At 61.8% G+C, this 24,169-nt stretch carries 20 protein-coding genes and 1 pseudogene; 5 read left to right on the top strand and 16 right to left on the bottom strand.

Features of this window, described 5'->3' with window-relative positions; all coding sequences use genetic code 11:
* Positions 1–3 precede the first annotated feature (3 nt).
* From KF871_RS01915 to KF871_RS01845, 16 genes and pseudogenes are all read right to left on the bottom strand, one after another.
* Positions 4–1,242 carry an MFS transporter gene (locus KF871_RS01915; RefSeq protein WP_116960927.1) on the bottom strand — a complete coding sequence of 413 codons (1,239 nt, stop codon included), beginning with the start codon at positions 1,240–1,242 and terminating at the stop codon, positions 4–6.
* Entirely contained in the window at positions 1,233–1,592 is a 360-nt protein-coding gene (locus KF871_RS01910; protein ID WP_116960928.1) for a Rieske 2Fe-2S domain-containing protein, read from the bottom strand. Before KF871_RS01910 ends, KF871_RS01915 begins: the two co-directional genes overlap by 10 nt.
* A 9-nt stretch (positions 1,593–1,601) precedes the next feature.
* Positions 1,602–2,633: a 2Fe-2S iron-sulfur cluster binding domain-containing protein gene (locus KF871_RS01905; RefSeq protein WP_181936584.1), complete on the bottom strand. Its 1,032-nt coding sequence runs from the start codon at positions 2,631–2,633 to the stop codon at positions 1,602–1,604.
* A gap of 33 nt (positions 2,634–2,666) precedes the next feature.
* The gene (gene dmpG, locus KF871_RS01900; RefSeq protein WP_116960930.1) at positions 2,667–3,683 is read right to left on the bottom strand and encodes a 4-hydroxy-2-oxovalerate aldolase; all 1,017 of its coding nucleotides are present in this window, start codon (positions 3,681–3,683) and stop codon (positions 2,667–2,669) included.
* Positions 3,684–3,693: 10 nt separating this feature from the next.
* Positions 3,694–4,584: an acetaldehyde dehydrogenase (acetylating) gene (locus tag KF871_RS01895; protein WP_116960931.1), complete on the bottom strand. Its 891-nt coding sequence runs from the start codon at positions 4,582–4,584 to the stop codon at positions 3,694–3,696.
* 13 nt (positions 4,585–4,597) lie between these two features.
* On the bottom strand, positions 4,598–5,884 hold the full coding sequence (locus KF871_RS01890) for a TRAP transporter large permease (RefSeq protein ID WP_291137523.1): 1,287 nt from the start codon (positions 5,882–5,884) through the stop codon (positions 4,598–4,600).
* Positions 5,885–5,903: 19 nt separating this feature from the next.
* Positions 5,904–6,497, bottom strand: a complete 594-nt coding sequence (locus tag KF871_RS01885; protein ID WP_291137520.1) for a TRAP transporter small permease — start codon at positions 6,495–6,497, stop codon at positions 5,904–5,906.
* A gap of 5 nt (positions 6,498–6,502) precedes the next feature.
* Positions 6,503–7,702, bottom strand: coding sequence for a TRAP transporter substrate-binding protein (locus KF871_RS01880; RefSeq protein ID WP_291137516.1), 1,200 nt, complete (start codon positions 7,700–7,702; stop codon positions 6,503–6,505).
* Positions 7,703–7,786: 84 nt separating this feature from the next.
* Positions 7,787–8,239, bottom strand: coding sequence for an aromatic-ring-hydroxylating dioxygenase subunit beta (locus KF871_RS01875; protein ID WP_116960935.1), 453 nt, complete (start codon positions 8,237–8,239; stop codon positions 7,787–7,789).
* 14 nt (positions 8,240–8,253) lie between these two features.
* Entirely contained in the window at positions 8,254–9,474 is a 1,221-nt protein-coding gene (locus KF871_RS01870; protein ID WP_291137508.1) for an aromatic ring-hydroxylating dioxygenase subunit alpha, read from the bottom strand.
* 24 nt (positions 9,475–9,498) lie between these two features.
* On the bottom strand, positions 9,499–10,050 hold the full coding sequence (locus KF871_RS01865) for an IclR family transcriptional regulator C-terminal domain-containing protein (protein ID WP_245981139.1): 552 nt from the start codon (positions 10,048–10,050) through the stop codon (positions 9,499–9,501).
* Between the two features lie 108 nt (positions 10,051–10,158).
* Positions 10,159–10,407: pseudogene (locus KF871_RS18730) on the bottom strand (helix-turn-helix domain-containing protein); the annotation flags it as partial.
* Between the two features lie 823 nt (positions 10,408–11,230).
* The gene (locus KF871_RS01860) at positions 11,231–12,883 is read right to left on the bottom strand and encodes an AAA family ATPase (protein ID WP_291137501.1); all 1,653 of its coding nucleotides are present in this window, start codon (positions 12,881–12,883) and stop codon (positions 11,231–11,233) included.
* 17 nt (positions 12,884–12,900) lie between these two features.
* Positions 12,901–14,967 (bottom strand): hypothetical protein, encoded by a 2,067-nt coding sequence (locus tag KF871_RS01855; protein WP_291137498.1) that lies wholly within the window; start codon positions 14,965–14,967, stop codon positions 12,901–12,903.
* 215 nt (positions 14,968–15,182) lie between these two features.
* Positions 15,183–16,724 (bottom strand): site-specific integrase, encoded by a 1,542-nt coding sequence (locus tag KF871_RS01850; protein WP_291137495.1) that lies wholly within the window; start codon positions 16,722–16,724, stop codon positions 15,183–15,185.
* Positions 16,717–16,956: a hypothetical protein gene (locus KF871_RS01845; protein ID WP_291137492.1), complete on the bottom strand. Its 240-nt coding sequence runs from the start codon at positions 16,954–16,956 to the stop codon at positions 16,717–16,719. Before KF871_RS01845 ends, KF871_RS01850 begins: the two co-directional genes overlap by 8 nt.
* A 150-nt stretch (positions 16,957–17,106) precedes the next feature.
* Between KF871_RS01845 and KF871_RS01840 the strand changes: the two genes are divergently transcribed.
* The 5 genes from KF871_RS01840 (at position 17,107) to KF871_RS01820 (ending at position 23,861) form a co-directional block, all read left to right on the top strand.
* The gene (locus tag KF871_RS01840; RefSeq protein ID WP_291137489.1) at positions 17,107–17,316 is read left to right on the top strand and encodes a helix-turn-helix transcriptional regulator; all 210 of its coding nucleotides are present in this window, start codon (positions 17,107–17,109) and stop codon (positions 17,314–17,316) included.
* Positions 17,317–17,395: 79 nt separating this feature from the next.
* Complete coding sequence (locus KF871_RS01835) at positions 17,396–21,082, top strand: ATP-binding protein (protein WP_291137486.1); 3,687 nt, start codon at positions 17,396–17,398, stop codon at positions 21,080–21,082.
* The gene (locus KF871_RS01830; protein ID WP_291137483.1) at positions 21,072–21,761 is read left to right on the top strand and encodes a hypothetical protein; all 690 of its coding nucleotides are present in this window, start codon (positions 21,072–21,074) and stop codon (positions 21,759–21,761) included. Before KF871_RS01835 ends, KF871_RS01830 begins: the two co-directional genes overlap by 11 nt.
* A complete protein-coding gene (locus tag KF871_RS01825) occupies positions 21,754–23,049 on the top strand; it encodes a hypothetical protein (RefSeq protein WP_291137480.1) in 1,296 nt (431 codons plus the stop codon). The genes KF871_RS01830 and KF871_RS01825 overlap by 8 nt, the downstream gene beginning before the upstream one ends.
* A complete protein-coding gene (locus KF871_RS01820; RefSeq protein WP_291137476.1) occupies positions 23,046–23,861 on the top strand; it encodes a hypothetical protein in 816 nt (271 codons plus the stop codon). The genes KF871_RS01825 and KF871_RS01820 overlap by 4 nt, the downstream gene beginning before the upstream one ends.
* Positions 23,862–24,169: the final 308 nt, after the last annotated feature.

Here is a 24,169-nt window from a genome sequence, read left to right as displayed (position 1 = left end):
GGGCTAAATGCTCCGCAGCCGTCGCGAGAGGTAAAGCAGCAGCAACGCCCCTACACAAGCGGCACCACCTGCCAAGCCGAATGAAGCGGCGTAGCCGCCGCTCATGTCGCGCACCAACCCTCCCGACCAGCTACCTATCCCTGCGGCCAGGAAGGCGAAGAAATAGATCTCGGCAATCCGGCGACCCGCCTCGGAAGCCGGAAACAACTCTCGCACCAATACCGCGTATGCGGGGACATAGCCACCGAATCCCAGGCCTATCAGGACGACCGCTGCGAAAGTCGACGCAGGGCCAGTGGAGCCGGCCAACAGGATCACACCGGTGAGGTGCAGCACAGACACTGCAACCAACATTCGGTAGTGACCGAACCGGTTGGAAAGCTGCCCCATTGACAGACGGGACAGCAACGTCACGCCCAGCATGACCGACACAAAGACAGCCGCCGTGGCGGGCGCAAGGCCGATCTCTTCGCCGAAGGCAGTCAAGTGGCCGATCGCAATGAAGGTTGCGAGGTTAAAGAGTGCCATGCACAGTCCCAGGAGTGCGAATCCCGCACGGTCGATTTTGACGACACCTTTTTCTGCGGTCCTGCCATGCGAGGCGGGTTGCGGCGGTGCCCGGCGGAATGCGAACGCACAGGCCAGGAGGATCACCCCAGCAACAATCCCATAGCCCTCGATGGCCTGGCGCCATCCGTACTGCTCCGCACTCCAGCGCAGCAGAGGCGGCAGTGTCAGCCCGCCGACACTCTGACCAGATGCGGCGATCGCAATCGACAGCGCCCGGTGTCGGTCAAACCATTGGCTCACTGCAGCCGCCAGAGGACTGAAGAAGGCGCCCTGCCCGATACCACCTACGAGCAGGCCATAGGCCAGATGAAGTGTCAGTAGGTTTTCAGCCCGTGCGGCGACCACCAAGCCTATCCCGGTGGCCAGCGCAGCCACCACCGCGATGCAGAAGAAGCCGAACCGATCCAACATGCGCCCGAGCAGCAGACTGCCCGCACCTGCACCGAACATCGCAGAGGTGTGGATCAGTGCGATCGTGCTGGCCCCTGCCTGCCAGTCACTCGAGAGCGGTTTGAGCAGAACCGGAATGCTGGTCACCGCACCGAAACTGATCGAAGCGATGACGAGCGTAACGAAGGCAACCCACCACCCATATGCACTCTGGATAGAGGGTTCCTCTACCGCCTTGACGGACAAACCAGGAAGCGGCTCTTCGCTACGTGTCAGCTGCACGAGGAGTCGCCGAAGCGCTTGAGTTTCTGGACATTGACAACGTACTTGCCCGCCTCCAGACGAACTGGGGCGACCTGAAGCGGCATTTCTGCGAGCCCGACCGGTTCGCCACTGAGAAGGTTCCACTGCCAAAGGTGCTTGGAACATGTAAGAACGTTGCCGTCCACGATGCCGTGGGCGAGCCGCTCCTCCATGTGCGGACAGATCGCGGGGCACGCGACCACGCCGACTTCGGTGCGAACCAACAGGATCTGCTGGCCGCCCGAGTGGCATTCGAGCAACTCCTCGCCTTCGAACTCGTCGGCATCGCAGGCAACCTGCCAGTCCTCTTGTGTGCTATCTGGTTCCATGATTTGGGATTAGGAGAAACTGTCATATCGGATCTTGGTCGGACTCAGCTTTGCGCGTAGGAGCAACATGCGCATGCTGGCTTCGACCATGGGAGGCGGCCCGGCGACGAAGACGGCGCGTTTCTTCCACTCTTCGGTGCTCAGAAGCTCAGACGCCAGCTCGTGTACAAAACCACGTTCGTAGGTCAGCCCCGGAATCGCCTGAGGCAAGTCCGCGTCCGCCGGCTCATCTGATAGCGCCACCACGACGCGCAAGTTCTCAGAAGCACTTTTCGCTGCTTCGACCAGCCTCTCGATCACTTGCTGGGAACGCAGCGTCCGCAGGCCACACACCACGTCCAAGCGGTGCCGCGAAAGATGCCCTGTGGCTTTCGCCCAATCGAGCAGCGACAACGCGACGCCCGCGCCGGATCCACCGACAAGGACAGCCATGTCATGGTCCTGCGCGGGATGAACGTGCGCCGTTCCAAGCGGCCCGAAGACCGTAACCTGTGTGCCCACCTGCTGCTGCCCGCAGAGAAGTGGCGATACGCCTCCCCCTGGCTTCTCACGCACGAGCAGGGCGAGCTCGACAACGTCTGCGCCGTCATGAGCTGGCGAATACGCCCGGAAGCCCTCCACGCCTGGAATCGAAACGAGCACGAACTGGCCCGCCAGGAAGCGCATGGGCCTCTGCAACTTAAGCACGACCCAGGCGAGCCCATCCTCATCGCGGGCTACCGAGGACACGGAAGCTTGGTGCGTCATCGGGGTGTCCCGCTGATGCCTAGAGTCTCCCGCTCTTGCCTCCAGGACACAATTCCTCAGCGGCGTCGACTGGCAAAGCAGGATCTCCCCTTCCTTCTTCAGTGCACGACTGCCGGGAGCCTCTTTCCACAAGGTTTCGACCTCCCCCGACAGCAGCGTTGCCCTGCAGTTCCCACAGGTGCCAGTAGCACAACCGTAGGGCAGGTCGGCCCCGCCGCTCAACCCCGCGTACAGCAGCCGTTCACCCGAAACGCAGGTGAACAATTGCGAGCCGCTGTCGTTGCGAATCTCCACCGTGTGTCCCATCGCGGCCGTACCTCGGGGAAATCACGCGGCCTTGCGGATGCCGTGGGCGAGCCGCTGGGCTTCCTCGATCACCACGTCCTCCTGGGCCGCGACCACCTTGCGCTCGCCCAGACGCAGGACCAGCTTTCGTGGATCGCATCCGTAACGCTCCGCCGCGTGCTTGACCGGGTGGATGTAGCCGCCGTAAACGTTGGCATAACCCATGAGGATCGAATCATTGTCGATCACGGGCATCGGCTGCGGCGCCACCTGCTTGCTGAAGACGTCGGCCGCATCCATGATGCCGAAGATGTCGGCCCCGACCTCGTGACCGGCACGCTTTAGCGCAGTGATCGCCACCTCGGTCTGCGCGTTGCCAGCGCCACCGCCAAACCCTTTGAGGCTTCCATCGATGAAGCTGGCACCCTCCTCCACCGCGGCAAGAATGTTTCCGATGGCGAGGCCCAGGTTGTTGTGTGGGTGAAAGCCGATGGGAATCTTGACCGCGCCGCGCACGGCGCGCACCCGGGCAGCGACCTCGGTCGGCACCAGGTGGCCCTGCGACTCCGCAAGGTTCACGTAGTCGGCGCCGTAAGACTCAAGCTTGCGTGCCTCTTCGGCGAGTTGCTCAGGCGACGCCATCCCGGCGGAAATGAGGTAGCCGACTGTGAACATTCCCAGGTCTTTCGCCCGTCGAAGATGCTGCTCGGTGATATCGGCTTCGGTGCAATGAGTGGCTACGCGAGCGACCTTCACGCCAGCGTCTGCCGCCATTTCCAAGTCATTGAAGAGGCCGAAGCCCGGAACCAGCAGAATCGCGATCCTCGCCCTTTTCACCACTCGGCAGGCCGCACGAAGCAGCTCCTCGTCGCTCGCTGCTGCCCGGCCCACATGCAGGCTGCTGCCACCCAGGCCATCGCCGTGGCCAACTTCGATGATGTCGACGCCTGCCCGATCCAGTGCCGCCGCCGTCGCCGCGACGATCTCCGGCGTGAATTGGTGTCGATAGGTATGGTTGCCGTCGCGAAGCGTGACGTCAACAAATGTGATCTTGGCCAACTACATCTCCTCAGTTCAAAGTCGCCGCGAAGCGTTCCGCGACAGCTACGGCCGCCGCGTTGATGATGTCCAGGTTGCCGGCGTAGGCCGGCAGGAAGTCGCCAGCGCCTTCGACCTCAACGCCGATCATGAAGTGATCACCACGGCGGAAAGGTTCCACGGTGAGACGGTAGCCGGGCACATACTTCTGCACTGCCTTGACCATCTCCAACACGGAGTTCGTCACAGCCTGCTCGTCCACGTCACCGTCCACCATGGTGTAGACGGTGTTACGCATCATGAGCGGCGGATCGGCAGGATTGACCACGACCAGGGCCTTGCCCCTACCTGCTCCACCCACTTCAGCAAGCGCCTTCTGCGTGGTCAGGGTGAACTCCTCGATGTTCTGCCGGGTCCCCGGTCCGATGCTTCGGCTCGAAACTGTGGCGACGATCTCAGCGTACTTCACGTTCGCAACGCGGTTGACGCCGTGCACGATCGGAATGGTGGCCTGCGCTGCGCACGAGATCAGGTTGACGTTGTGCGCGTCGAAGCGGCTGTCCCCGTTGACGCAGGGGACCACACTTGGCCCGACTTTGGCGGGTGTCAAGTCGATCGCGAAGATGCCCGCCTCCTTGTACCGCGGTGCATTGGCGATATGCGCTCGCGCCGAAGTGGCTTCGAAGACAATCTGCACACCCTCCTCTTCGAAGATCGCCTCGACACCATCCGTAGACGTCCGGCAGCCGAGTTCACGGGCTCGCGCAAGGCCTTCGGATTCAGGATCGATGCCAGCCAGCAGGCGCAGGTCGAACGCCTTGTTACGGCAGATCTTGTACATCAGGTCGGTGCCGATGTTGCCCGAGCCCAGGATGGCGACGGGAATGCGTTGGCGAACATTGCGCGTTTGACTTTCACTCATTGGTTACTCCAATTCAACGGTTCGGCAGGAAAGACAGCGTGAGTGCCGGAAAGGACACAATGGCAGCCCAGGCGATCAGCAGCGGCACCAGGAAGATCAAGATGCGTTTGACAAGCTGACCGTAAGGAATGCCCATAGTGGCTGACGTGACGAAGAGATTGAGACCGTACGGTGGCGTGATGAAACCAATGGAAGTGCCGATGACAAACGCAACGCCCCATTGAATCGGGTCCATGCCCAAGCTCAGAGCGACAGGACCGAGAATCGGCGCCAGGATCAGGACAACTGCGACGGACTCCGTAATGCACCCAACCACCAACACGATTGCCATCATGGCGACCATGGTCATGGCCGGCCCATGGCTCGCGGCCAGCCCTGAGAGGAGTTCCTGCACGGCACTCTGGATCTCGAGTACCGAGAGGATCTGCTGGAACTGCAGCGAGAAGGCCACCATAGGCGCGATGATTCCTGTGACGGCGGCACTGGCCTGCAGAATTCTCGGAATGTTGCGCCAGCCGATCTTGCGCGTCACGAACAGGCCCACCAGCAGGCAGTAGATGGTGGCTACCCCCGCCGCCTCGGTGGAGCTGAACCAGCCTAGATACAGTCCGAAGAAGAGCAGCGCGACGGCCACCAAGCCTAGCGAAGCGCCTGCCGCTTCGCGGCCGATGTTGCGCAACAAGGTCAGGGGCACGAAGCGGTCTGCGAGTTCACTTCGGCGTGTGAGCCATACGCAGAAAACCATCATGAGTACCATCATGAGAACACCGGGGAGCAAGCCCCCAAGGTTGAGATCAACCGGCGATACGCCCATGGTGATGCCATAGATGATGAAGATGGTGCTTGGCGGGATGACCACGCCCAGGGTCCCGCCGGCTGCCACGATCGCCCCCGCCAGACCAGGCGCGACACCAGCCTTCTTCATCTCCGGCCCAACCAATTGACCCATGGTTGCGGCTGTGGCCGCATTGGATCCGCTCACCGCGGCAAACATGCCGCTGGCAAGTACGGCAGTGGCAGCGGTGCGCCCTGGCAGGAACGCAACCAAGCTTTTGGACAATCCGACAAGGCGCTGCGAAAGACCGCCCGCGGTTAGGAAATCACCAGTGCAGATGAATAGCGGGACCGCTAGGAACGCGAAGCTTTTCAGTGAGTCGAGTGCCGAGAGCCCCATGTTGGTTAGCGGGAAGTCGATCACCCAGTAGGATGTTGCAGCAACCCAAAGCGCAATTAGCAACACTATTGGCGTTCCCAGTGCGAACATCAGGACCGCGGCGAGCGAGATTAGGGTGAGAGTCATGGTTTTGTCCTGCCAAGTCCTACAGGTTCAAAAAGCCACCACGCTCAGCCTTGAGTCGGTCCCATGCGAATAGGACCATGGCTGCTCGCTGGAGGATGCGAACCATCGAGAAAGCCCAGCCAACCGGTACAGCGAGGCTTGCCACCGCGAGCGGAATCGGCGTGCCAAATACCGTCTGCCCCATCTTGATCTGATTCTCAACCACACCCCATGAGGTCACGATAATGATCACCCCGATTGCGACCCAGAGCGCGCAGTCGATGAGCTCGAGCGCCCGCTGCCCGTTCTTCGGCAAGCGTTGCCGAAGCTCTGAGAATGACAGGTGTGTCCCATATCGCCCATGCTTGGCCATGGAAAACCAGGAGAGCCAAACGAATGCATAGAGCGCGATCTCCGGGCCCCATACCTCTTGTGCGCCAATGAGCGCACGCCGCAATGTCTCGACGCCGACAATGACGATCAGTGTCGCGTAGCTCACTAGGATGACTCCACTCTCCGCTTGCCCGAGCACGCGATCGATTCGTGAAATCACGCCTGCCAAGCCCCTTCCCTCTTGCTGACCTTCGGCCGGAGGAGCCACTGTCGTCGCGGCGGCTTCTGCAATGGGCGCCATGGGAGTCAAACCCACCACTTGTTCGGCTGAAGGGGCTTGCCAGCAAGTTTTGCTGCTGATTCCTTCATCGCGCCGTAGACATCAAGACCAGCAATTTGATCCAACTTTTTGCGCGTGGCGTCGTAGATCTGCGGGTTCTTGTCGACGCTTCCGATGGCACGAAACTCCTCGCGCTGTGCCTCCGTTAGCCGGGAATGCTTGATGTTGCTCTTGGCATAGACAGCATCCGCTGATGGATTCGCGCCATTACCCACCAGCTTGTTCTGCGCTTCCGTGACACCGTCGTAAGCGGTTCGCATGGTCTCGTGCGCCGCCTCCATGAACACGGTCTTGATCTTGTCTGGAAACTTGTCGAACGTGCTGGCGGAGATAAACACCATCTCGAAACCTGGAGAAAACTCCACCCCGACGTCCTGCGCCAGGACGCTCTGCATGCCGAAACCCACCGCCGCGCCAGGCCATGTCTCCGCCGCATCCACAACCCCGGACTTCAAGCCCTCGAGGAGCTCTGTCCACGCCAAGGGGATAGGATTCATCTTCATGCTCTGCGCGAAGCCCGAGATCATCTCGCTGTTGGTGATGCGGATCTTGGCGCCCTGCAACGCGGCGGGGCTGACGATGTTTGGCTTGCCCGAGTACTTCAATCCCATCATCACGTTACGCATCTCTCCGCTTCCATACAGCGGGACGACGTTGTAGGCCTTGCGGAGAACGTCGCGGTAGAGTCGATTCGACTCCTTGCTGAACAGGAAGTTGAGGTACTCCGTACGGTCGCGCCACAGGAAGGGCCAGTCGAGTGCGATTGAGTACGGCATCACTGAACCGAGGTTCTGCGGCGATGAAGACCCGATGTGCAGGACGTTGTTGATCACGCGTTCGCCGCAGGTGGTCTCGGCGCATCCCTGCGACTTGTCAATGACTTGGATAGCCACCTCGCCGTTCGACTTCTCCTCCACGAGCTTGACGAAGTCATAAACACCAGTGCGTAGATAGGCCTCGTTGGTCGGCGAAATTACGCTTGCACCAAAGCGCAATCGATACTTGGCCTTTTCTTGCGCATTGGCCTCCTTCATTACGAAGTTCGAAAGGCCCGGCACAATTCCGCCGGTCACACCCGCGGCAGTTGCAAACAGGGCAGCCTTCAGTCCGAAGCGTCGAGCGATGTTGACCTGATCAGCTCTGGAAAGGGGTTGGGTCTGGCGCATGCTTGTCTCCTAAGAACGTTGGTGTGATGATTCGCACGCGCACACGAACGCGCGCGGGGAGGAAGAGGCGGAACGGGGGCTTCCCTAGACAGGCACGTGCACGCCCGGTCCGAGGTTTCGGGTTTCTAAGCGGACGACACGCTCGAGAATGCGGGGTGTATCTCCTGCAGTGTCGATAAGGTCCTCGTATTGCCCTGCAGCGAAGAGCTTGGAGTTGCCTTCCATATCGGTATGCACGAGCAGAACGCTAGAGTGCGCACGGGCATGGCGGTCATCATCCCTATCGACGGAGTAGACGCTTACATGACGCTTGAATCGCCCTGTCATACGAACATGCTTTGGCAGCATGGCGAAGAGGTCCTGCATCCCCTTTCGATCGTGCTCGAGCCAGACCATCTCCTGACCGAGCTCCGGGCTATAACTACGAATCGAGTATCTAAAATCGTCGCCGCACTGGCGCATGAACCCCTTGAAGTCCTCGGCGTCCAGCTTGATTGCGGCACCATAGATCATTCGTGCAATTGCTTCACTGTTCATTTGGTCTTCATCTCTCAGGCGCGGCGCGCCACAGGCACTGCTTGTCCTTCGCGTGCGCCCAACGGGTTTGATGCTTCGCGCTCCATATAGCGACCCCAGGTTCGGTAGTACGCGCGCATGATTTCATCGTCCTGCGACTTCAATTCTTCGTGTCGGGCGATGATTCCGAAACGCGCACCACCGTGCCGGTTCGCTCGCTCTACCGCTTCTACGAAGATCACGTCTTCGGCCAGGTTGCGTCCGAAGGGGCCCCAGAACTGGTTGTGGTGGTGCTGGCGGTGCGCCCTGTCTTGTGCCGACTCGCCCTTTACACCCAGTCCACGCTGTTCGAGAAGAGTGATGCCGGGGGCAATTGGGATACTGGTGTCGATTCGGATCGTTGTCGCTCGGACGATCACGGTGGTGTTCGGGAACAGGTCTACTACGCGGAACTCTCCAGGTGACAGACCCGGGAGCGTCAGGTTCTCGCGCTGATCCCAGCCTTTGTAGTTGCTGTACTGCACCTTTAGCGGCTCCAGAGAGCCATGGCCGCTGGGATGGATCTTCCACTTGCGATCGTGGTAACCCGGAACCGCCACACTGGTCGTGCGGTTTACTACGTGGCCCCACTCGTGGTAAAGCTCCATATTGGTCTCGTGCCACTGCTTCCAGTTGGCATGCATAAGCACGCGGTGAAAATGGAAGACCTCCATTGGTTGGGTACCCATCGGCTCCAATAGGTCGTCCATGGCATTGCCAACGTGGGTGTCGAAATCCTCGGCCTGGTCATCCATGTTGATGAACACCATCCCGAGCTTGATTTCCGTACGAACTTTTCGCAGCCCGCAATCGTCCTTGGTCAAGCCGCAGTGCTTGTAGCCTTCTTCGCGAGTGATCTCGATACAGCGCCCACCCGTGTCGTACGACCAGAGATGGAAGAAGCAGGTGAAGTGCTTCGTATTGCCTCGCGGCTCATTCACCAGCTTCGCGCCACGATGCGAACATGCGTTGACGAAGGTGCGCACCGTGCCGTCCGGTCCGCGCACCACGACTAGCGGGATACCAACATGCTCCACAGATCTGAAGTCTCCCGGGTTGGGTAACTCGCTCTCGTGGCAGATGAACTTCCAAGTGCGCGCGAAGATCTTTTCGCGCTCTTCGTCAAATATCTCCTGGCTCGTATATACCTGCGAGTCGATGTAGTGGTCCGCAGGCAGCTGGGGGGGACTGGTCCACTGAACGGCGTTGCGTGTCATATCGTGCTTTCTAACGAGAAGGGGTTAAGCCAGAGTGGCGGAGCCTCGTCGGATACCTCGCGCCGTCCACTGGCGAAATACCTGCATCGTCGGCGCTCCGTTCATAAGCAGCGTGGTCGCGGCACGAAGTTGCTCTGAAACCTTCGGCTCGGCTTCAGGGCCCAGAGAGCTGCTTGCTGCGGAGATGACAAGGCAGCCAATCGGTTGCGCATCGCGCTGAAAGGCCAGCGGGACGCCTAGCGCGACTAAGCTCTCGTAAGCATCCTCACGCGCAACCGCATACCCCCTCTGGCGCACCAGCTTCAGGTCGCCCTCGAGCTCTTCTGGTGACGTGATGGTCTTAGCTGTATGCGCCGGGTAGGGCCCTGGGCCCAACAACTCCGCTCTTTCGGCTTCTTGCATCCATGCCAACAACAGCTTTCCCGAAGCCGAACCGTGCAGCGGGCTCTTCAGCCACGTGTCGTAGTACGGCGACAGCGGATGACTACCGCGCACGAAGTCGACTACCAGACGTTCCTGGCCGAGGAAAAGCACGAACGCACAGGTCTCTCCGATCTGCGACTGGAGGAACTCCAAGACAGGCAAGGCTTCGCGACGAAGCTGCGTTAATGGGTGGAAGAGCGAAAGGGGCGACAGAGTGCGAGGGCCCGGCAGGTAGCGTTTGAGAGCGTCGTCTCGTACGGCATGGCCGCTCTCGATCAGCGTTTGGAGCAGTCGATGCGCAGTACTGGCGTCAAGGCCCGTCTCTGCAGCGATGTCGGAAAGCGAGAGCCAACCGGGCGCTTGAGTGAGGACGTCCAGGATCTGGAGCCCCCGAGACAGTGACCCAACTGCAGCGCCCTCTTCTCGATCCGATCGCCCGCCCTGTCTCTTTCGCTCTGATCCACCTGATTTCTCGATGTCTTGCACAAAAAGCCTCGCTTCACTATTCATTGCGTCCAATGTACGTTCGCGTTTCGATATGTGCAAGCTTCTTTTCGATATATCGCCTAAGGATTTTACTTAGTAGAAAAGATTTATTATTTTGGTTGCTGTGAAGGCCGGTACGGTATGTCGCTCGCTCGGCTTGAAGCGCTGTCTGGGACGATGCAGCACGAGCAAACAGGAGTGCAGGGCTTCTCAGACACGAGCGAACAAGCTGATCGAGCCCATCGTTTCTCAAGAGCTTTGGGAAAGGGGGCAGCGCAGCCTGTGCTCGCGGGGACGGCTGCATCGGGACAAGGAACAACTTCTGCTGGTTCTGCGTAAGAAGCTGGCCATCTAGCGCGCGCGCAGCGCGAGTGCACGCGGGTCAAGTAAAGAAAGAGCGGGGACCGGCTGCAACGCGACATCAGCAAGCTGCTGACCAGGGCCGGTGTCCCCTACCAAATTTACCCGCGCAGTCGGATCCTGGTCCTTGGCGACTCGCTGCGCCTTCGACTCCAGTTGATATGGCACAGAACGATTCGGGGTGAGCACCGATGGCATTTGCTGAAGAACCGGCGTCCACCCGCAGACGCCATGCTTTCGGTGCAGACGGACGAAGGGCTGGTAGCCAACGCCTTCGTCTTGCTGCGTCCGTCCGCGTTCCGGAGTACGACGCCTTGGTTCACTAGAGAGCTTCCAGACTAGTTGCACCCAATCAGGACTCCCGGTGATCTCGTGTGCGCACTAACAGAACTGGTATCTGAAGCATCGCGCTGATCGCTGTGGATTCAACTTGGTAGGGCTCGCCCCCAGTTATGTATTCTCGCGTTCCAGAGCGGATGTCGTCAGATCAATGAATAGACGCCTTGCCACTGTTGTTGCCGCCACGGCCTGTCTCATCAGATTCAGCTAGCACCGCCGCAGGCAGGTGCTCTAGTCGCACCGCGGTGTATCCCTTGGCGGCCGCCCTGCCCGCCGCCATCACTGTGACCTGAAAAATCTCCCGCGCACTGAGGTGCGCCAGCGCTACCACGATTCGCCGATCCGGCTCTCCTATCCCGAACCCCGCCGCCGTCAGCGCGTTCTTCACCACGCTTCGTGCGAGCTGAATCGCCTGCTCCGCACCTGGCGGCATGATGAAGAACTCCCTGAAACGCGATCGCAATGTGGCCGGCACCCACCAGGGGTAGTTAGCCGTGGCGATCCAGGTGAGCTGGCTCGCATCGAGTTCCAGGTCCAGACTGATGTCCCGCACCTGTGCGGCTGAGACTGGCTCCAGCAGCGAGTGCAGCACCCCGGTTGGCGATGAGAACCCGCCTGAGGTCTTGCCCATCGTCTGTGCCTTGTCCAACTCATCCAGGATCACGAGTGGGTTGGCGTACTCACCCAGGCCAAGCAGATCGAAGACCAGCCCATAGCGCGAGTTGCCCCAGACAGCGTCCGAGCCAAGCAGCGCCCCGGAGGTTTCGGCCTGATCCATTGGGTGGCGGCGCACCGGCACCCCGAGCACCTTGGCCAGGGATTCGCAGAAGTGGGTCTTGCCGACACCCGGTGGGCCGTAGAGCAGCACGGGAGGTAAGCGCACCGGTGGCACCGGCGCCTTCACCTGGTCTGCCGCCTCAAGGCTCGAGCTTGAACCTTTGCCCGCCCCCTTCCCTGCTCTGGCCTTCTTCCCTTTCGCGAGCGCTTGCCCGATCTCGGTCTCGTCCGCCCCGAAGCGCATCTTCTGCAGCGCCACATGGTTCGCCACGAACTGGATGACTTCACCGAAGTGTGGGTGATCCTCCTGCAGCGCCAGGATCGCCTCCACCGACGCCGGACTTCCGATCCGCCGCCAGGGCCCCCGGGCCTTGAGCAGGTAGCCCAGCGGCTCGTTCCTTTTCTTCGCGTCCGAATCCACGCTCTGCGCCGAAGCCGCCATGCGCTGAACGTCCTCCTCCCTGTACACCCGCAGGCGCTGAGTCAGGGGCAGTTTCTCGATCTGGGCCCGAAGCTTGCCCTGATCCGGGTTGAAGCCCATGCGACGCAGTTCGGCTTGCATCTTCTCCCGGGCTTGCTGCTGCTCTCGCTCGGCTGCCTTGGCAGCAAGCTCCTGTCGCTCTCGCTCTCGCTCACGCTCTTGTTCTCGCGCTCTCTCTCGCTGCGCCTGATCCTCCGGCCGACCCACGTGCTTGCCGTGTTCGTCGGTCTCGAGCGATTCAGCCGCCTCCTTCTCCAGGCGCTGCTTGAGCTTCTTGAACTGCTCGGCCACGCCAGGAGGCAGCAGGAGCTCGTACTCGTAGTTGTCGGCGAAGTGGGGTAGGCTCACGAAGTTGCCATCCTGCAGCAGCCGCGAGCGGCCTTGCGCAGGAGGTGCGGTGAAGCTGGGCGGTCGGCGCCTGGCCTGCGGGGCCAGCACCCAATCCGGCTTGGGGCGCAAGTACGGGCTCACCGCGTCAACCATCGACACGCCTGGTCCGATCGGGTCGGGGGTCTCGGGATCGGTCTTCTTGGGGTCGGTCATGTCTGCTCTCCCCGGTCTCACTTCAACGCGCGCAGCTTGTTGTAGTGGCTGATGCGGATCTGCTCGATCGAGGGAGGCACACCCCTACCGCCGAAGCGCCGGCCTACCTGCCCTTTCTCGATGAAGGACAGGGCCACCTCGGCCTCTGGACGCTTGCGCACCAGGTGGGCTGCCAGGCGCTGCAGCACCAGCACGGCTTTGGGGCCGGAGTACATCAAGGCATAGACCTGCCGGTTGTGGCCAATGCGGCGTTTGACTTCATGGATCGGGGCGGGCACGCCCACGCACACCCGGAAGTGCTTCAGGGTCTGCAGGTCGTTCTGGGTCACCTGCACCACCAAGCGGTAGGTGCTGGAGCGGTTCGGATACGTTTGCCGAACAATGGCCACGCAACCATCCCCGTCCAGCATGCCGGCCGCCCAGGCCAGGCTCGGGCGAGGCCAAGGGATGGAGCGGTTTTCGTAGGCGCGGCGTTCGTGGTCGGGGATGCGCACCGGCGTCGGCCCTCGGGCCAAGCCTGAGAACATGGCCAGGGATGACAGCCGCGCAGAGTCATCGACGTCGCTGTCGTCGATCTCGGGCATGTCGGTGAGCGGGCCTTCGTCCAGGTCGAGCGCGAACTGGTCTTCGTCGACGTCTGCGTTGGCCTGGTCGGCGGAGCCGGCCGTATCGGCCTGCACGCCCAGCTCAACCACTCCACCTGGAGCCCGCGCCAGCGCCGCCGTCACCAGCGTGGGCACGGGCTCCAGCGGCAGCGGCTGCTGGGCTTCGGCATCAGCATCGCGTAGCCGGGCATAGGCTTCGCGGCGCGCGAGCCGCATGGCATCGCCAAAGGTCTGAGCCATGAGCGCAAACCGCGGGTTCACCGGGTTCTTGCCCAGCGGGCCGTACTTGCTGCCGATGCGGTACTGCTGGTGCACGGTATCACTGAGCAGCAACTGCAGCCAGACGCCTTCATTGACTGCTTCCTTCATTCCCCCCTGGTCATCCCCTTCAGCACTCATCGGCTCCATGTTGATGAAGCGCGTGAGCAGGCTCCGCAGCGTGAGCTGGGTCAGCGGGTGGGCAGCGCGCTCGGCTTCACGTTCACGCGCTAGGGCTTCGCTCGAGGAATAGCCACCACCCGACACCAGATCCGGTGCTGCGTGCAGAGCCCCCAGTTCAGCGATCAGGCAGGCCAGGCGAACAAGGGAGGTCTCGTCGCGGGTCAGCTCAGGAGAGTTGACCTGCTCGGCCGCGACCACGCCCAGGGCCAACGGGTGAACCACGCTGCGCGCACGCACCTCCGGCAGCAGCGCCACGAGGGCCTGCTCGATGTCGGCCCGGGCAATCGCCGCCATGAAGAACGCCTGGTGAGCGGGTTTCAGGCTCAGGACGGCGTGGCTCAGGTCGGCCGTGATGCCCTCCGACAGGCGCAGGTGGTCGAGCAACCAGGGGCCGGAGCCGCGACCCGAGCGCGGCTGATCGATACCCGTGACCAGCAGCGCATCAGCCGGCACACCGGGCACGCGGGTCTTGGTGGCCCGGATCCAGCGCACACGCGGAGAAGCAGACTGGGCGATCTCGGTCTGGTCCGAGGGCGTGGGCAGCACCAGCGTCTGGTCACCGCTGCCGAGCAGGGCAATCGAGACACTGCCCTCGCGGCGCTGGCAGATCTGGCCGTTCTGGTTCATGTACGGGCCCACTGGGCCGAACGGGAAAGCGGCGCTCAGCAGCGTGTTCATGCGAAACACCGAGCCGGGCTCGGCGAGTTCACCCAGCAGGTTGGGCATCTCTTCGCCGGGGGAGACGGCGTAGGGTGCGAAGCCCCCGGCGTCCGTGCCAGCGCTGGCGCCGGAGCGAGGGGAGTTTTCGGGATTGGCCTTGTCGTTGGCTGCCTGCTTGTTCAGGCGCGCCGAGAGTTGGCTGCGCACCTCCTTCTCGAACTCGCCCATATTCTTGGAGAGCTCATGCAGGATGGTCGGCATGGCCAGGGCGTGGGCCACCAGGTCGCCGTGCGGCTGGATGTGGCCGGTGAGGCCATGGACTGCCTGGTCAACGGCCGGGTTGTTGATCTGGGCGGTGGTCTTGAGATTCGAGTTCATGGTCTGGGTCCTTGGTGATGAAGGGATAAGTCGGGTTTCGGGTTCGCAGATCGGGCTGTTCTGAGCGGCTGTTTCGACGTGTTCTCGTTGTCTTGGGGCTGTTTCGGGCAAGGCTTCGCCTCACCGGTGCAGCGGACACATCGGTCCGGCCGGTCAATCAGTCAGCTGGTAAGGGTTCGTTGGTCGAGAAAAGCGCCTGGGCGCTCAGCGCTGCGCTATGAGCCGTGCCTCAGGAACGGCGGCAGCGGGGGTGGCCTGAGCAAGGCGGCAAGCTCCGCATCGCCCGGATCGGTGCCGGTTCGATTCCGGCTTTCCGCACTTGATGCCCCTTTGCGGCGGCGCGGCGCAGGCAGCACTTCGAAGGCTTGCGCCTCGTTGGCCGCCGGCGCCGGGCTGGCTTGCCCATCCTGAAGCGGCGCGCCAGGCTGCGACACGAGAGCCGACGGATCGAGCGCATCGCTGGCCGCGGACTCGGCCGATGCAGCGTGCGCCCCAGCCTGCTGTGCCGCGGGCAGCATGGCCGCCTCTTCCGGCAGGCGCACCACCAGACCCTGCACCGGGGCGACAGAGATGTGCTGCTTCAAGAGCCGCTCCATCGCCGAGCCGTCACGGCGGGTCAGATTCGGCACGTAGCGGCTGTACACCCGAAACAGCATCTCGGTGCTGGTGTGGCCGAGCTGGCGCGCGATCCACTCCGGCGCTTCGCCCGCGGCGAGCCACAGGGTGGCTGCCGTGTGCCGCATCTGGTAAGCCCTGCGGTGAGGGATATTGAGATGGCGCAGCAGCGGCGACCAGACCCGATTCAGAAAATTCTGGTTGTCGATCGGCTCACCTTTGCGGTTGCAGAAGACGAACTCGGAGAGTTTTCCGGTGACCTTGAATTGCGCCTGCAGGGCGTCGAACACCAGGTCGGTCATCTGGATGTCGCGCACGCTGCCATCGGTCTTGAGCTCATCCTCCTCCTTCATCACGATGGCCTCGCGAACCAGGATCAGGCGACGCTCGAAGTCGATGTACTTCCACTTCAGGCCGTGCACCTCCCCCGTTCGCATGCCGGTGAAGAAGCGCACGGTGAAGTAGTTGCGGAAGTCGGCCCGCACGGTCGTGAGGATCTGCTGGACCTCCTCGAGTGTGAAAGGCATGACGTCGCTCCTCTTCATCTTCAGCGGCTTGATGTTGCGAAACGCGGACGTAAACTCCAGCCGGTCGGCCGCCTCGTTGAGGATCTGGCGCAGCGGCTTCATCACGGAGTTGATGCGACGGTTGGACAGCGTGGAGAGGCTTTTTCGGGCGGGTACTTTGGCGAGTGATGCCCGAAAAGCCAGAACGTCTGCCTTGGTGATGTGGCCGACCTCTTTGTCCCCGAAGTACGGGATCAGGTACTGGTCCAGCGATCCCCGTTGCGTGACACGGTAGCTGCGGCGCCAGGACACTTCACACTCGGCGAACCACATGTCGGCGAAGTCCTTGAACAAGGGCGTGCCGCTGCGCGTGGTGGGCTGAGCAGCTTCAGCGTCGTTGCTCGAAGCTTCGGAGTCCGTCTGGCCAGACTTGGCTGGAAGCGGCTTTCCGAAGGTCTTCTCGTAGTCAAACGTGCCGAGGGCGATTTCGCCTTCGATGCGCTCGAGGGCCTTTTGCAGGCGCTTGCGGTTCATCGGCGTGTCCGCGAGAGCGGTGTACTCGCGCAGACGTTGTCCGGCGTACCGGAAGTCAAGGAACAGCGTGCCCTTGCTGTCGAGGCGGCGAATGCTACCCATGGAGCATGCCTCCATTGGCAAGCGGAATGTTGGCGGAGCCGCCAGATGACGCCATCGCCATATCGGCCTCGATGTGCTCCCAGATGTAGAGCGTCTTGCGACCACCAAAGGGACGGATGTAGTGCCGCCCTTCAATGAGAACGCTGTCCTTGAGCCGATCGCGGATCGTTCGGCTGTCGTACTTGATCCGAGCAGAAAGCTCGTCCGTGGTCAGGTAGGTCGCTGTAGACACTGGTCACTCCTTTCATCCAATGCGACAATTCAGATGTCAAAAACGCTCGATGGATCGTTTTTTGTCATCTTGGACGACATTATGGACGCCTAAATGCCACTGTCAAGTGCTTTTTTGCATCCTGAGTGAAAAAAAGCCACGGAGAGTGATGTGATCAAGTGCCACCTGTCCCGCGTGATGGGGGAGCGAAAGCTCAAGATCAGCGATGTTGCGCGGGACACCGGCCTTCACCGGAACACCATTACGCTGCTGTATCAGGAAACTGCGACCAGGGTCGATCTCGACGCCATCAACGCGCTTTGCAAGTACTTCAGCGTCGGTGTCGCAGATCTGTTTGAGTACGTGCCGGACGACGCGTAAGCAAGATCAAATTCAGGAGCGAGAAGCCGGTAGACAACGCAAAGGGGAGGGAGCTAGTTTGACGTCACGTCTACGCCGCATGCTGCTGGTCAACACACGCACAAGCGGCAACGCCACTTCGGCCAGCATCAACCAGATCGATCCACGGGATGGAGCGTCCATCACCGGCGAGAACGCGGTGGGCAAGACCACGACGCTGGAACTCTTCCCGTTGTTCTTTGGGACTCTGCCCAGCCAGATTACAGAAACCGTGGGTGGTCGAGAGCCGATGCTCAAGTTCGTGCTGCCTATGCCGTACAGCGCGATCGTCTTCGAGTACCAGCGTGGCAGCGATGAAGAGCACGACGTGCGCTGCGCCGTGCTTCGCCGGGGTGACAACGACCACCGTCCGGTCTACCGCTTCATCACCCGCGGGTTTTGCGAAGAGGCTTTCCTGCGCATCAACGAAGAGGGACGGCAGATCTTCTGCGACGACGGGCAGATGCGCGACGCCTACATCGCCATGGGCGCTCAGTGCTCCAAGCTGCTCGACATCGCCGAGTACCGAGCGGTGATCCTGGGGACCGAGGCTCGCACGCAGGACGCCAAGGAGCTGCGACGCCTGAGCACTGTCTATGGCTTTGGCTCGCGCCTGACCAACCTGGATCGCCTTATCGCAGCTGTGGCCAAGGAAAAGCTGGACTTCAAGGACTTCGTACGACTGGCCATCACCATCGTGCAGGAGCGGTTGAGCACCCATGGGGACGCCCCTAGCCGCCAGAAGGTCACCCTGCGGCAGAGTAAAGATCAGATCGCCAACTGGTTGCGTGATCGCGGTGCCCTGGAAAAGGCCTTCAGCATGGAGAAGGAAGTAGACCTGCTTCGTGAGGCCCTGGAGCAGCTCAGCAATGCCGAGGCATCGCTTCGGGCCGTGCGACAGGAGGTGGCACCGGCTCTGAAGTTGCGTCGGGAAAAGCTCTTGGTCACCAATGGCGCGCTGAAAGGGTCGCGAGGGGCACTGAACGAGCACAACACCAGGAGCCAGAAGGCTAACGATTCCCTTCTGGCCGCGGCCGAGCAAGCCAGCTTCGCACACAACGATGCACTCAACAAGGTTCGTGCTGAAGAGGCACGCAGGAACTCATTGCATCTGAGCGAGGTGAAGGACTGGGCCAATGCCCTCGAACGTGTGGAGCAGATGCAGGTGGATCTGCGCCACCTCGAGGCCAGCGCGGACGAGATGTCGGGCAAGTCCTCCAGTATCGAGCGCAAGTTCGCCGAGTTGATCGGCGAGGCGAACGACGCGGCCAGGGATGCGGCAGAGAAGATCCGTGCGTCGAAAGAAGATGTGAGGTCCCGATCGGACGTCGAGGCAGATGGCCTTCGAAAGGCAGCAGCGGACCAGCAGGCCGCCTTGGCCGCTGAACTCAGTGACATTGAGGCTGAACTCAAGCCCCGGATCGAAGAGCTGGTAGACGAGCGGGCGACACTTCAGGCCCAGGTCGCGGCTGCCCAGCCAAGTCAAGCGGCCGGACAGGAGCTCAAGGCAGCCCAGGAAGCCCAGATCAATGCCATGCAGTGGCTCGCCGATGTTAGGAGCGCACGTGCATCGGCCGAAACGGCATGGGAACGCGCCTTGCGCGAGCAGCATGATGCTGAGCGCAGCGTCGATGAGGCGCAGCAACGCCTTAACGAGGCCGCAGCACGCGTGACGCAAGCCCAGGCGCGCCTAGCCCCCGACGACGGCACGCTGCTGAGCGTTTTGCGAGCAAGCCCCGACGACGCCTGGAAAAGAAGCATCGCAAAAATCCTTGACCCAGCCTTGCTCTCGCGCACTGACCTCTCACCCACGTACAACCCTGGCGCGGATCAGGAGGTGGTGTATGGCTGGCAGTTCAACACCGCCCCAATCTCCCAGCCAGATTGGTCTGACGACGAACAGCTTCGCGAGGCACTCGCGCACGCTGAAGGGGTTCACTCTGCGGCAAAGGCCCGGCTTTCAGAAGCCAAACGGGCACTCGGCACGGCAGCCCAGACTCTGGAAGCCACGAGGAAGGCCAGAAGCGAGGCCGAAGGTGAATTGGCCGTTGCACAGAACCGCCTCGACAAGGCGAAACTGGAAGCCAAGGCGGCCAGCGATAGATGCGATCAGGAGATCGCTGAGATCAAAAGAAATGGAGCCGCCCTCGTCAAAGAGGTTGGCGACATGCTCGCCGCCCTCCGCCTTCAACTCGAGCGCTCCCAGAAGGGGAATCGATCGGATCGTGAGCAGGTGGGAAAGGACCTCGATGCCCAACTTACCCAGCTCAGGGCCCGCACCACGCAGGCCATAGATTCCATAGAAGAGCGCGCACTTAAAGCGCTTGCCAAAGGCAAGGCAAGCGTCGACGCGCTGCAGGCCCAGCGTGATGCCGATCTGAAGGCGGAGGGCGTCGATCCTATTGTGCTCGCCGCACGTCGAAGTGATGCCAGGGCGCTCAAGGAGGAGATCAACCGCATCCTCGAGCGACGCCCCACAGTTGAACTGTGGCGCCAGTGGCTCATTGAAGGCGGCGACCAGATCCTCGCCAACCTCAGAACGGCCGCCACCAAGACGGAAGGGGCTCGGACCAAGGCCCAGGCCGACCTGTCGGCCCACGAGAAGAAGGCCAAGCAGGAGGGGGCTGCGCTCGCCGAGAAGGTTGGCCGCCTGGAGTCGCTCGAGCGCCTGCTAAACGAAGAAGTCAGCACCCTGGTGGTCATCCTGGAGGAGCTCGGCCTTAGCGAGACGACCTCCCGGGAGCCCGAGCCCGACTTGCGTCTGGATGAGCTGCGCTCACGCCTGAATCGCGCCCGAGCGCGTGTCGAAGACAGCGAGACCTTGGTGCGCCGGCGTCATGGCCCCATCCGCGATCAACTCATTGGCCAGGCCAGCTCTGTTGCCGAGTACGTCCAGCAAAGCCTGGACGCATTGCCTGCTGACATGACACCCACGGGGCGTGCGGCCGAGCTCTGCACCATCTACGCCGGCCTCCGCCGCCAAGTGCTGCCCAACGTCATCAATGATGTCACCACCATCTTGAATCAAGTGCACCAGTTCCGTGGGGTGATTTCGCGCTTCGAGAGTGAGGTTCGGAACTTCAACAAGGAGTTCCAGAGGGGCCTCAACGTTGCCCAGTTCCACCGCATCGAGAGCCTGAAGGTTGAGATCGTCTCCAACTTCGGAGAAATTTCCTTCATGCGGGAGATCGATGCTATCGACCGGGTAGCGCGTGAGCACGAGACGAGTCTGGCGGTCAACGACCGCTCCCAGCTGCCGTCGGCTGACACGGCGGCCGCGCTCACCAAGTTCCTGCAGCTGCTGCGCCAGGACTCGACAGTCGAGCTCGACCTGGCCGCCCACGTGGACTTGAAGGGCAGCGTAACTGTCAACGGGCAAACGCGTCATTTCAGCCGGCCGGCCGACCTGGAGCACATCTCCTCCACCGGCATCAACGCGATCATCCTGATCAGCCTCCTGGTGGGCATGCTCAACATGATCCGGGGCGACAACGACCTCTACATCCCCTGGATCAGTGACGAGGTGGGCAAGTTCGACCCGGGCAACTTCAAAGGCCTTATGGACACCTTGCGCGAGAACCGCATCGATCCCGTGACGGCCTCCCCCACCCTCACCCACGCCGAGTTCCGGCACTTCGCCCGGCGCTATGTCTTCAAGGACCGCGGATCGATCGGGCTCTTTGCGCCGGCGGCGCGCCCCGCGCCCAAAGCTGCAGTTGCGACGTCGGAAGCCGGCCATGAAGCCTGAGACCCTCGCCACCTTGCTCGCTGGCAACTTCGTGTGCCAGTACGCCTTCCCGGAAGCCTACGCGGACCTGGTGGAGCCTGGCGAGGCCGAGAAGGTTGATCAGTGGTTGCAGAGCCTGGACCGGCGCCTGGCGCGCCTGGGCGATGACGGGGCCTTCTTCGTAGCACCACTACAGGTGCACACTAATGAGCAGGTGGCCAAGGTCAAGACCGACCTGGCGCGTTTTCGGGACGTCTACGGACTCCTCGTGGAGATGCTCAACCTGGTTCGCCTGACCAAGGACGGGTTTCGCGGGGTTCCTGGCGAATATGTGCAGCTCGCCGAGATTCTGCTGAAGGTCAACGAGGACACCACCCTGGTGAGCCGCCTGCGTGAGCTGCGCATCCCGGGGGCGGATGCCCGGCTCTCCAACAACGAATTGCTGCGCAAGATGCTCGAGCGCCTGCGCGCCGAGGGTTACTTGATCGTCTCCAACGCCTCCACGGAGACCTACCAGATCACGGGCAAGGTCGATCATCTGCATGCCGTCATGCAGTACCTGGTGGAAAACGTACCCGAACTCACCGACACCGCTCTGTCCGATGCGGAAGCCGACGAGGATGACGACAAGGATCGCCAGGTGGATCTGCTTCGCGCAGCCGCGGCAGATGGTGGCCGCAGGGGAGCCTCGGGTGAGTGAGCCGCTCAACCCGATCCAGCAGCTGCTTAAGGCGCTGTCGGACCACAGCGACCTGGTGAGCGAAGCAATCCGTGGCCCAGTCTCCACCGGTGGGAAGCGCAACAAGGGGGTTGAGACCCTCATCCGCATGCGCGCGCTCATGCCGGTGGACGAGGACACCTACTACCTCAACCCACTGCTTCGCGAGTTCATCGGCGACTACGTCGTCAGCAGCTATGGAGCGTTCCGTCAGCTCGCGCAACTGGATTCGCCCATCCGGCAGCTGCGCCAAGACTTCGACAGCCTGCGCGACTTCCGTCGTGAAGGCTCAGTTCGCGACGCGGATCGGGCCATGGACAGGCTGGACCAGGCGGTGGTGCGAATCGGCTTCCTCATGGACCAGAACCTGCTGATGCTGGGCGCCAAGGTGACGACGAACTTCGGTGACGTTGAGTCCGTTGCAGGCAAGATCCGGGAGAACAGTTTCTACTACAAGGAGATCGGCCGCTTCAGTCGCCAGATCGTGACCTTGGACGCGAGGGTCCAGGAGATGGCGAACGAGGCGATCGGCCTGCACCTGCCCGAGGTGCGTAGCCTGCTCAACGTGCGCGTCCTCTCCCGTCTGGCCGACTGGACCGCCCGCATCGGCGACATCCAGCGCGTGGTCTCCAAGAACCTGTTCTCACTGCGTCAGATGGAGCAGCGCCAGCGAAACTTGGCAAACGTGGCCTTGTGGCTGTCCAAGAACCGGATGAGTGAGGGCTTCGAGCTCGATGTGAAGCCGGAGGTCGCTGCCAAGCTGGCCATCCCGGCGGGTCTTTTCACCACCTGGAACGTGGACGTCGCAGACAGCGACCCCGTGGTCACCGATGGCGTACTCTCTGCAGCCAAGCGACTTCCACCCGTCACCACAGCGCCCAAACCCGCGCCCCTCGAGTCACCCGAGGTGATCGCCACCTCGCAGGCGATGGTCGAGCCCGTCGTCGAGCCGATCGATGAACTCATCGATGCATACGTTGACTTTATACGGGCCAACCCTGCAATCAGCGACCCTCAAGTCGTGTCTCTCCTCCAATGGCGTGAGCGCCATGGGGAGACCTACGACCTGGAAGACTCGGTGACGGATGAGGAATGGTTGCTCTACGCCTGCGCGCAGATCGCGTCCGCCGGACTGCAGGTCGACGTCCTCGCTCGAGCGCGTGCACCCGGCGAGTTCAACGACTTCTTCACGGATGCCTACGCCCATATCGTGACCAATCCTCACGCAACCACCCCCCTGACTTCAGGCGCGGCATCGCTGAGTTCATGACCTACACCTCCCACGAGATCGCCTTTCTGCAGGACCTGGTGGCCAAGGGTTCGGGGCAGAAGAGCGCCTCCTCTACCTCAAGGTCGCTTGGCCACCACTACGGCATGGGCGAGCACATTGGAAGCCGGTTCACCTTCACCGAGGCGGACGCTGTCCGGGCGCGCCAGATGCTGGTCAACGCCAATGTCCCGATCGAGGCACCGAGCACTGGACTACGACGTGCAGAGGCCGCGCGGAACAACCCGGCCAGAGAAAAGGCCGGCACACTGGCCCCTCACGAGGACTCCATCGCCGTAAAGGCTGCCCACGGCCACTGCGCCCTCGAGGGCCTTCCCGTGGCCACCCAGGGTTACCAGGTGCTAACGTTGGAGCAGGCGCTCAGAGTGCGCGCCGACGTTCTGCTCGTGGTGGAGAACCTGGAGAGCCTGCGCTTTCTCGAGCGAAACCGCTGGATCGACTACGAGGGCAAGGCCGTACTGGCGGTATTCCGCGGGGACCGGACTTTGAGGGCCGACGTTGTCGCGCGCTTCATCGAAAGCAGTGGCGCATCCGTCTGGGCCTACTTTGACTTCGACCCTGCAGGTCTGGGCATGTCCGCAAAGCTCCCGCGACTACAAAGAATCTTGCTTCCCCCGGAAGCAGCGCTTGTGCATGCAGCGCGAAAGGCAAACCAAGTACACCTGTATGCAGATCAAGCCGGCCAATGGAGTCGCACCCTAACGTCCGACAAGCGCCCAATGGTGCGAAGACCATGGGGGCTACTGAGGCAGCTTCGTGTTGGGCTAGCTCAAGAACTGATGGACGCGCTTTGAATGCCCTTGAACCGGAGTGCACCACCATCTGGAAACTCACTTTGGAGTGAGTCACTCGTCGACCACCGCCAGGCGAGTCTCGCGACGCACGCAGTGAGTGAGCGCTCAAAGGCTTGCTTGCAGCGTTCGCGGTCATCGCCTGAGCGAGGACGAACTCACACTGATCACCACGAAGCGGTCATCGTGCAAAGTGAAGGGCCCGATATGCGCGGCAGTCACGATGGACATTGCGGACATCCACTGCGTGCATCGATGGTCGTTCGTGGCATACACAGCTCGCTCAATGGCCAAACTAGCGCTGCGAAACC

The organism is Hydrogenophaga sp. (genome assembly GCF_019635465.1).
In the GTDB taxonomy this organism is placed as follows: Bacteria; Pseudomonadota; Gammaproteobacteria; order Burkholderiales; family Burkholderiaceae_C; genus Hydrogenophaga.
The sequence above is the reverse complement of the archived record's forward strand: the minus strand, read 5'-3'. Positions and strand labels throughout refer to the sequence as shown.

Bases quoted from the DNA above. Each gene is read 5' to 3' on its own strand.
- KF871_RS01850 (WP_291137495.1), bottom strand. From the start codon at position 16,724: ATGGGTAGCATTCGCCGCCTCGACAGCAAGGGCACGCTGTTCCTTGAC.
- KF871_RS01855 (WP_291137498.1), bottom strand. From the start codon at position 14,967: ATGAACTCGAATCTCAAGACCACCGCCCAGATCAACAACCCGGCCGTT.
- KF871_RS01835 (WP_291137486.1), top strand. From the start codon at position 17,396: ATGCTGCTGGTCAACACACGCACAAGCGGCAACGCCACTTCGGCCAGC.
- KF871_RS01830 (WP_291137483.1), top strand. From the start codon at position 21,072: ATGAAGCCTGAGACCCTCGCCACCTTGCTCGCTGGCAACTTCGTGTGC.
- KF871_RS01875 (WP_116960935.1), bottom strand. From the start codon at position 8,239: ATGAACAGTGAAGCAATTGCACGAATGATCTATGGTGCCGCAATCAAG.
- KF871_RS01880 (WP_291137516.1), bottom strand. From the start codon at position 7,702: ATGCGCCAGACCCAACCCCTTTCCAGAGCTGATCAGGTCAACATCGCT.
- KF871_RS01890 (WP_291137523.1), bottom strand. From the start codon at position 5,884: ATGACTCTCACCCTAATCTCGCTCGCCGCGGTCCTGATGTTCGCACTG.
- KF871_RS01860 (WP_291137501.1), bottom strand. From the start codon at position 12,883: ATGACCGACCCCAAGAAGACCGATCCCGAGACCCCCGACCCGATCGGA.
- KF871_RS01820 (WP_291137476.1), top strand. From the start codon at position 23,046: ATGACCTACACCTCCCACGAGATCGCCTTTCTGCAGGACCTGGTGGCC.
- KF871_RS01895 (WP_116960931.1), bottom strand. From the start codon at position 4,584: ATGAGTGAAAGTCAAACGCGCAATGTTCGCCAACGCATTCCCGTCGCC.
- KF871_RS01870 (WP_291137508.1), bottom strand. From the start codon at position 9,474: ATGACACGCAACGCCGTTCAGTGGACCAGTCCCCCCCAGCTGCCTGCG.
- KF871_RS01885 (WP_291137520.1), bottom strand. From the start codon at position 6,497: ATGGCGCCCATTGCAGAAGCCGCCGCGACGACAGTGGCTCCTCCGGCC.
- KF871_RS01910 (WP_116960928.1), bottom strand. From the start codon at position 1,592: ATGGAACCAGATAGCACACAAGAGGACTGGCAGGTTGCCTGCGATGCC.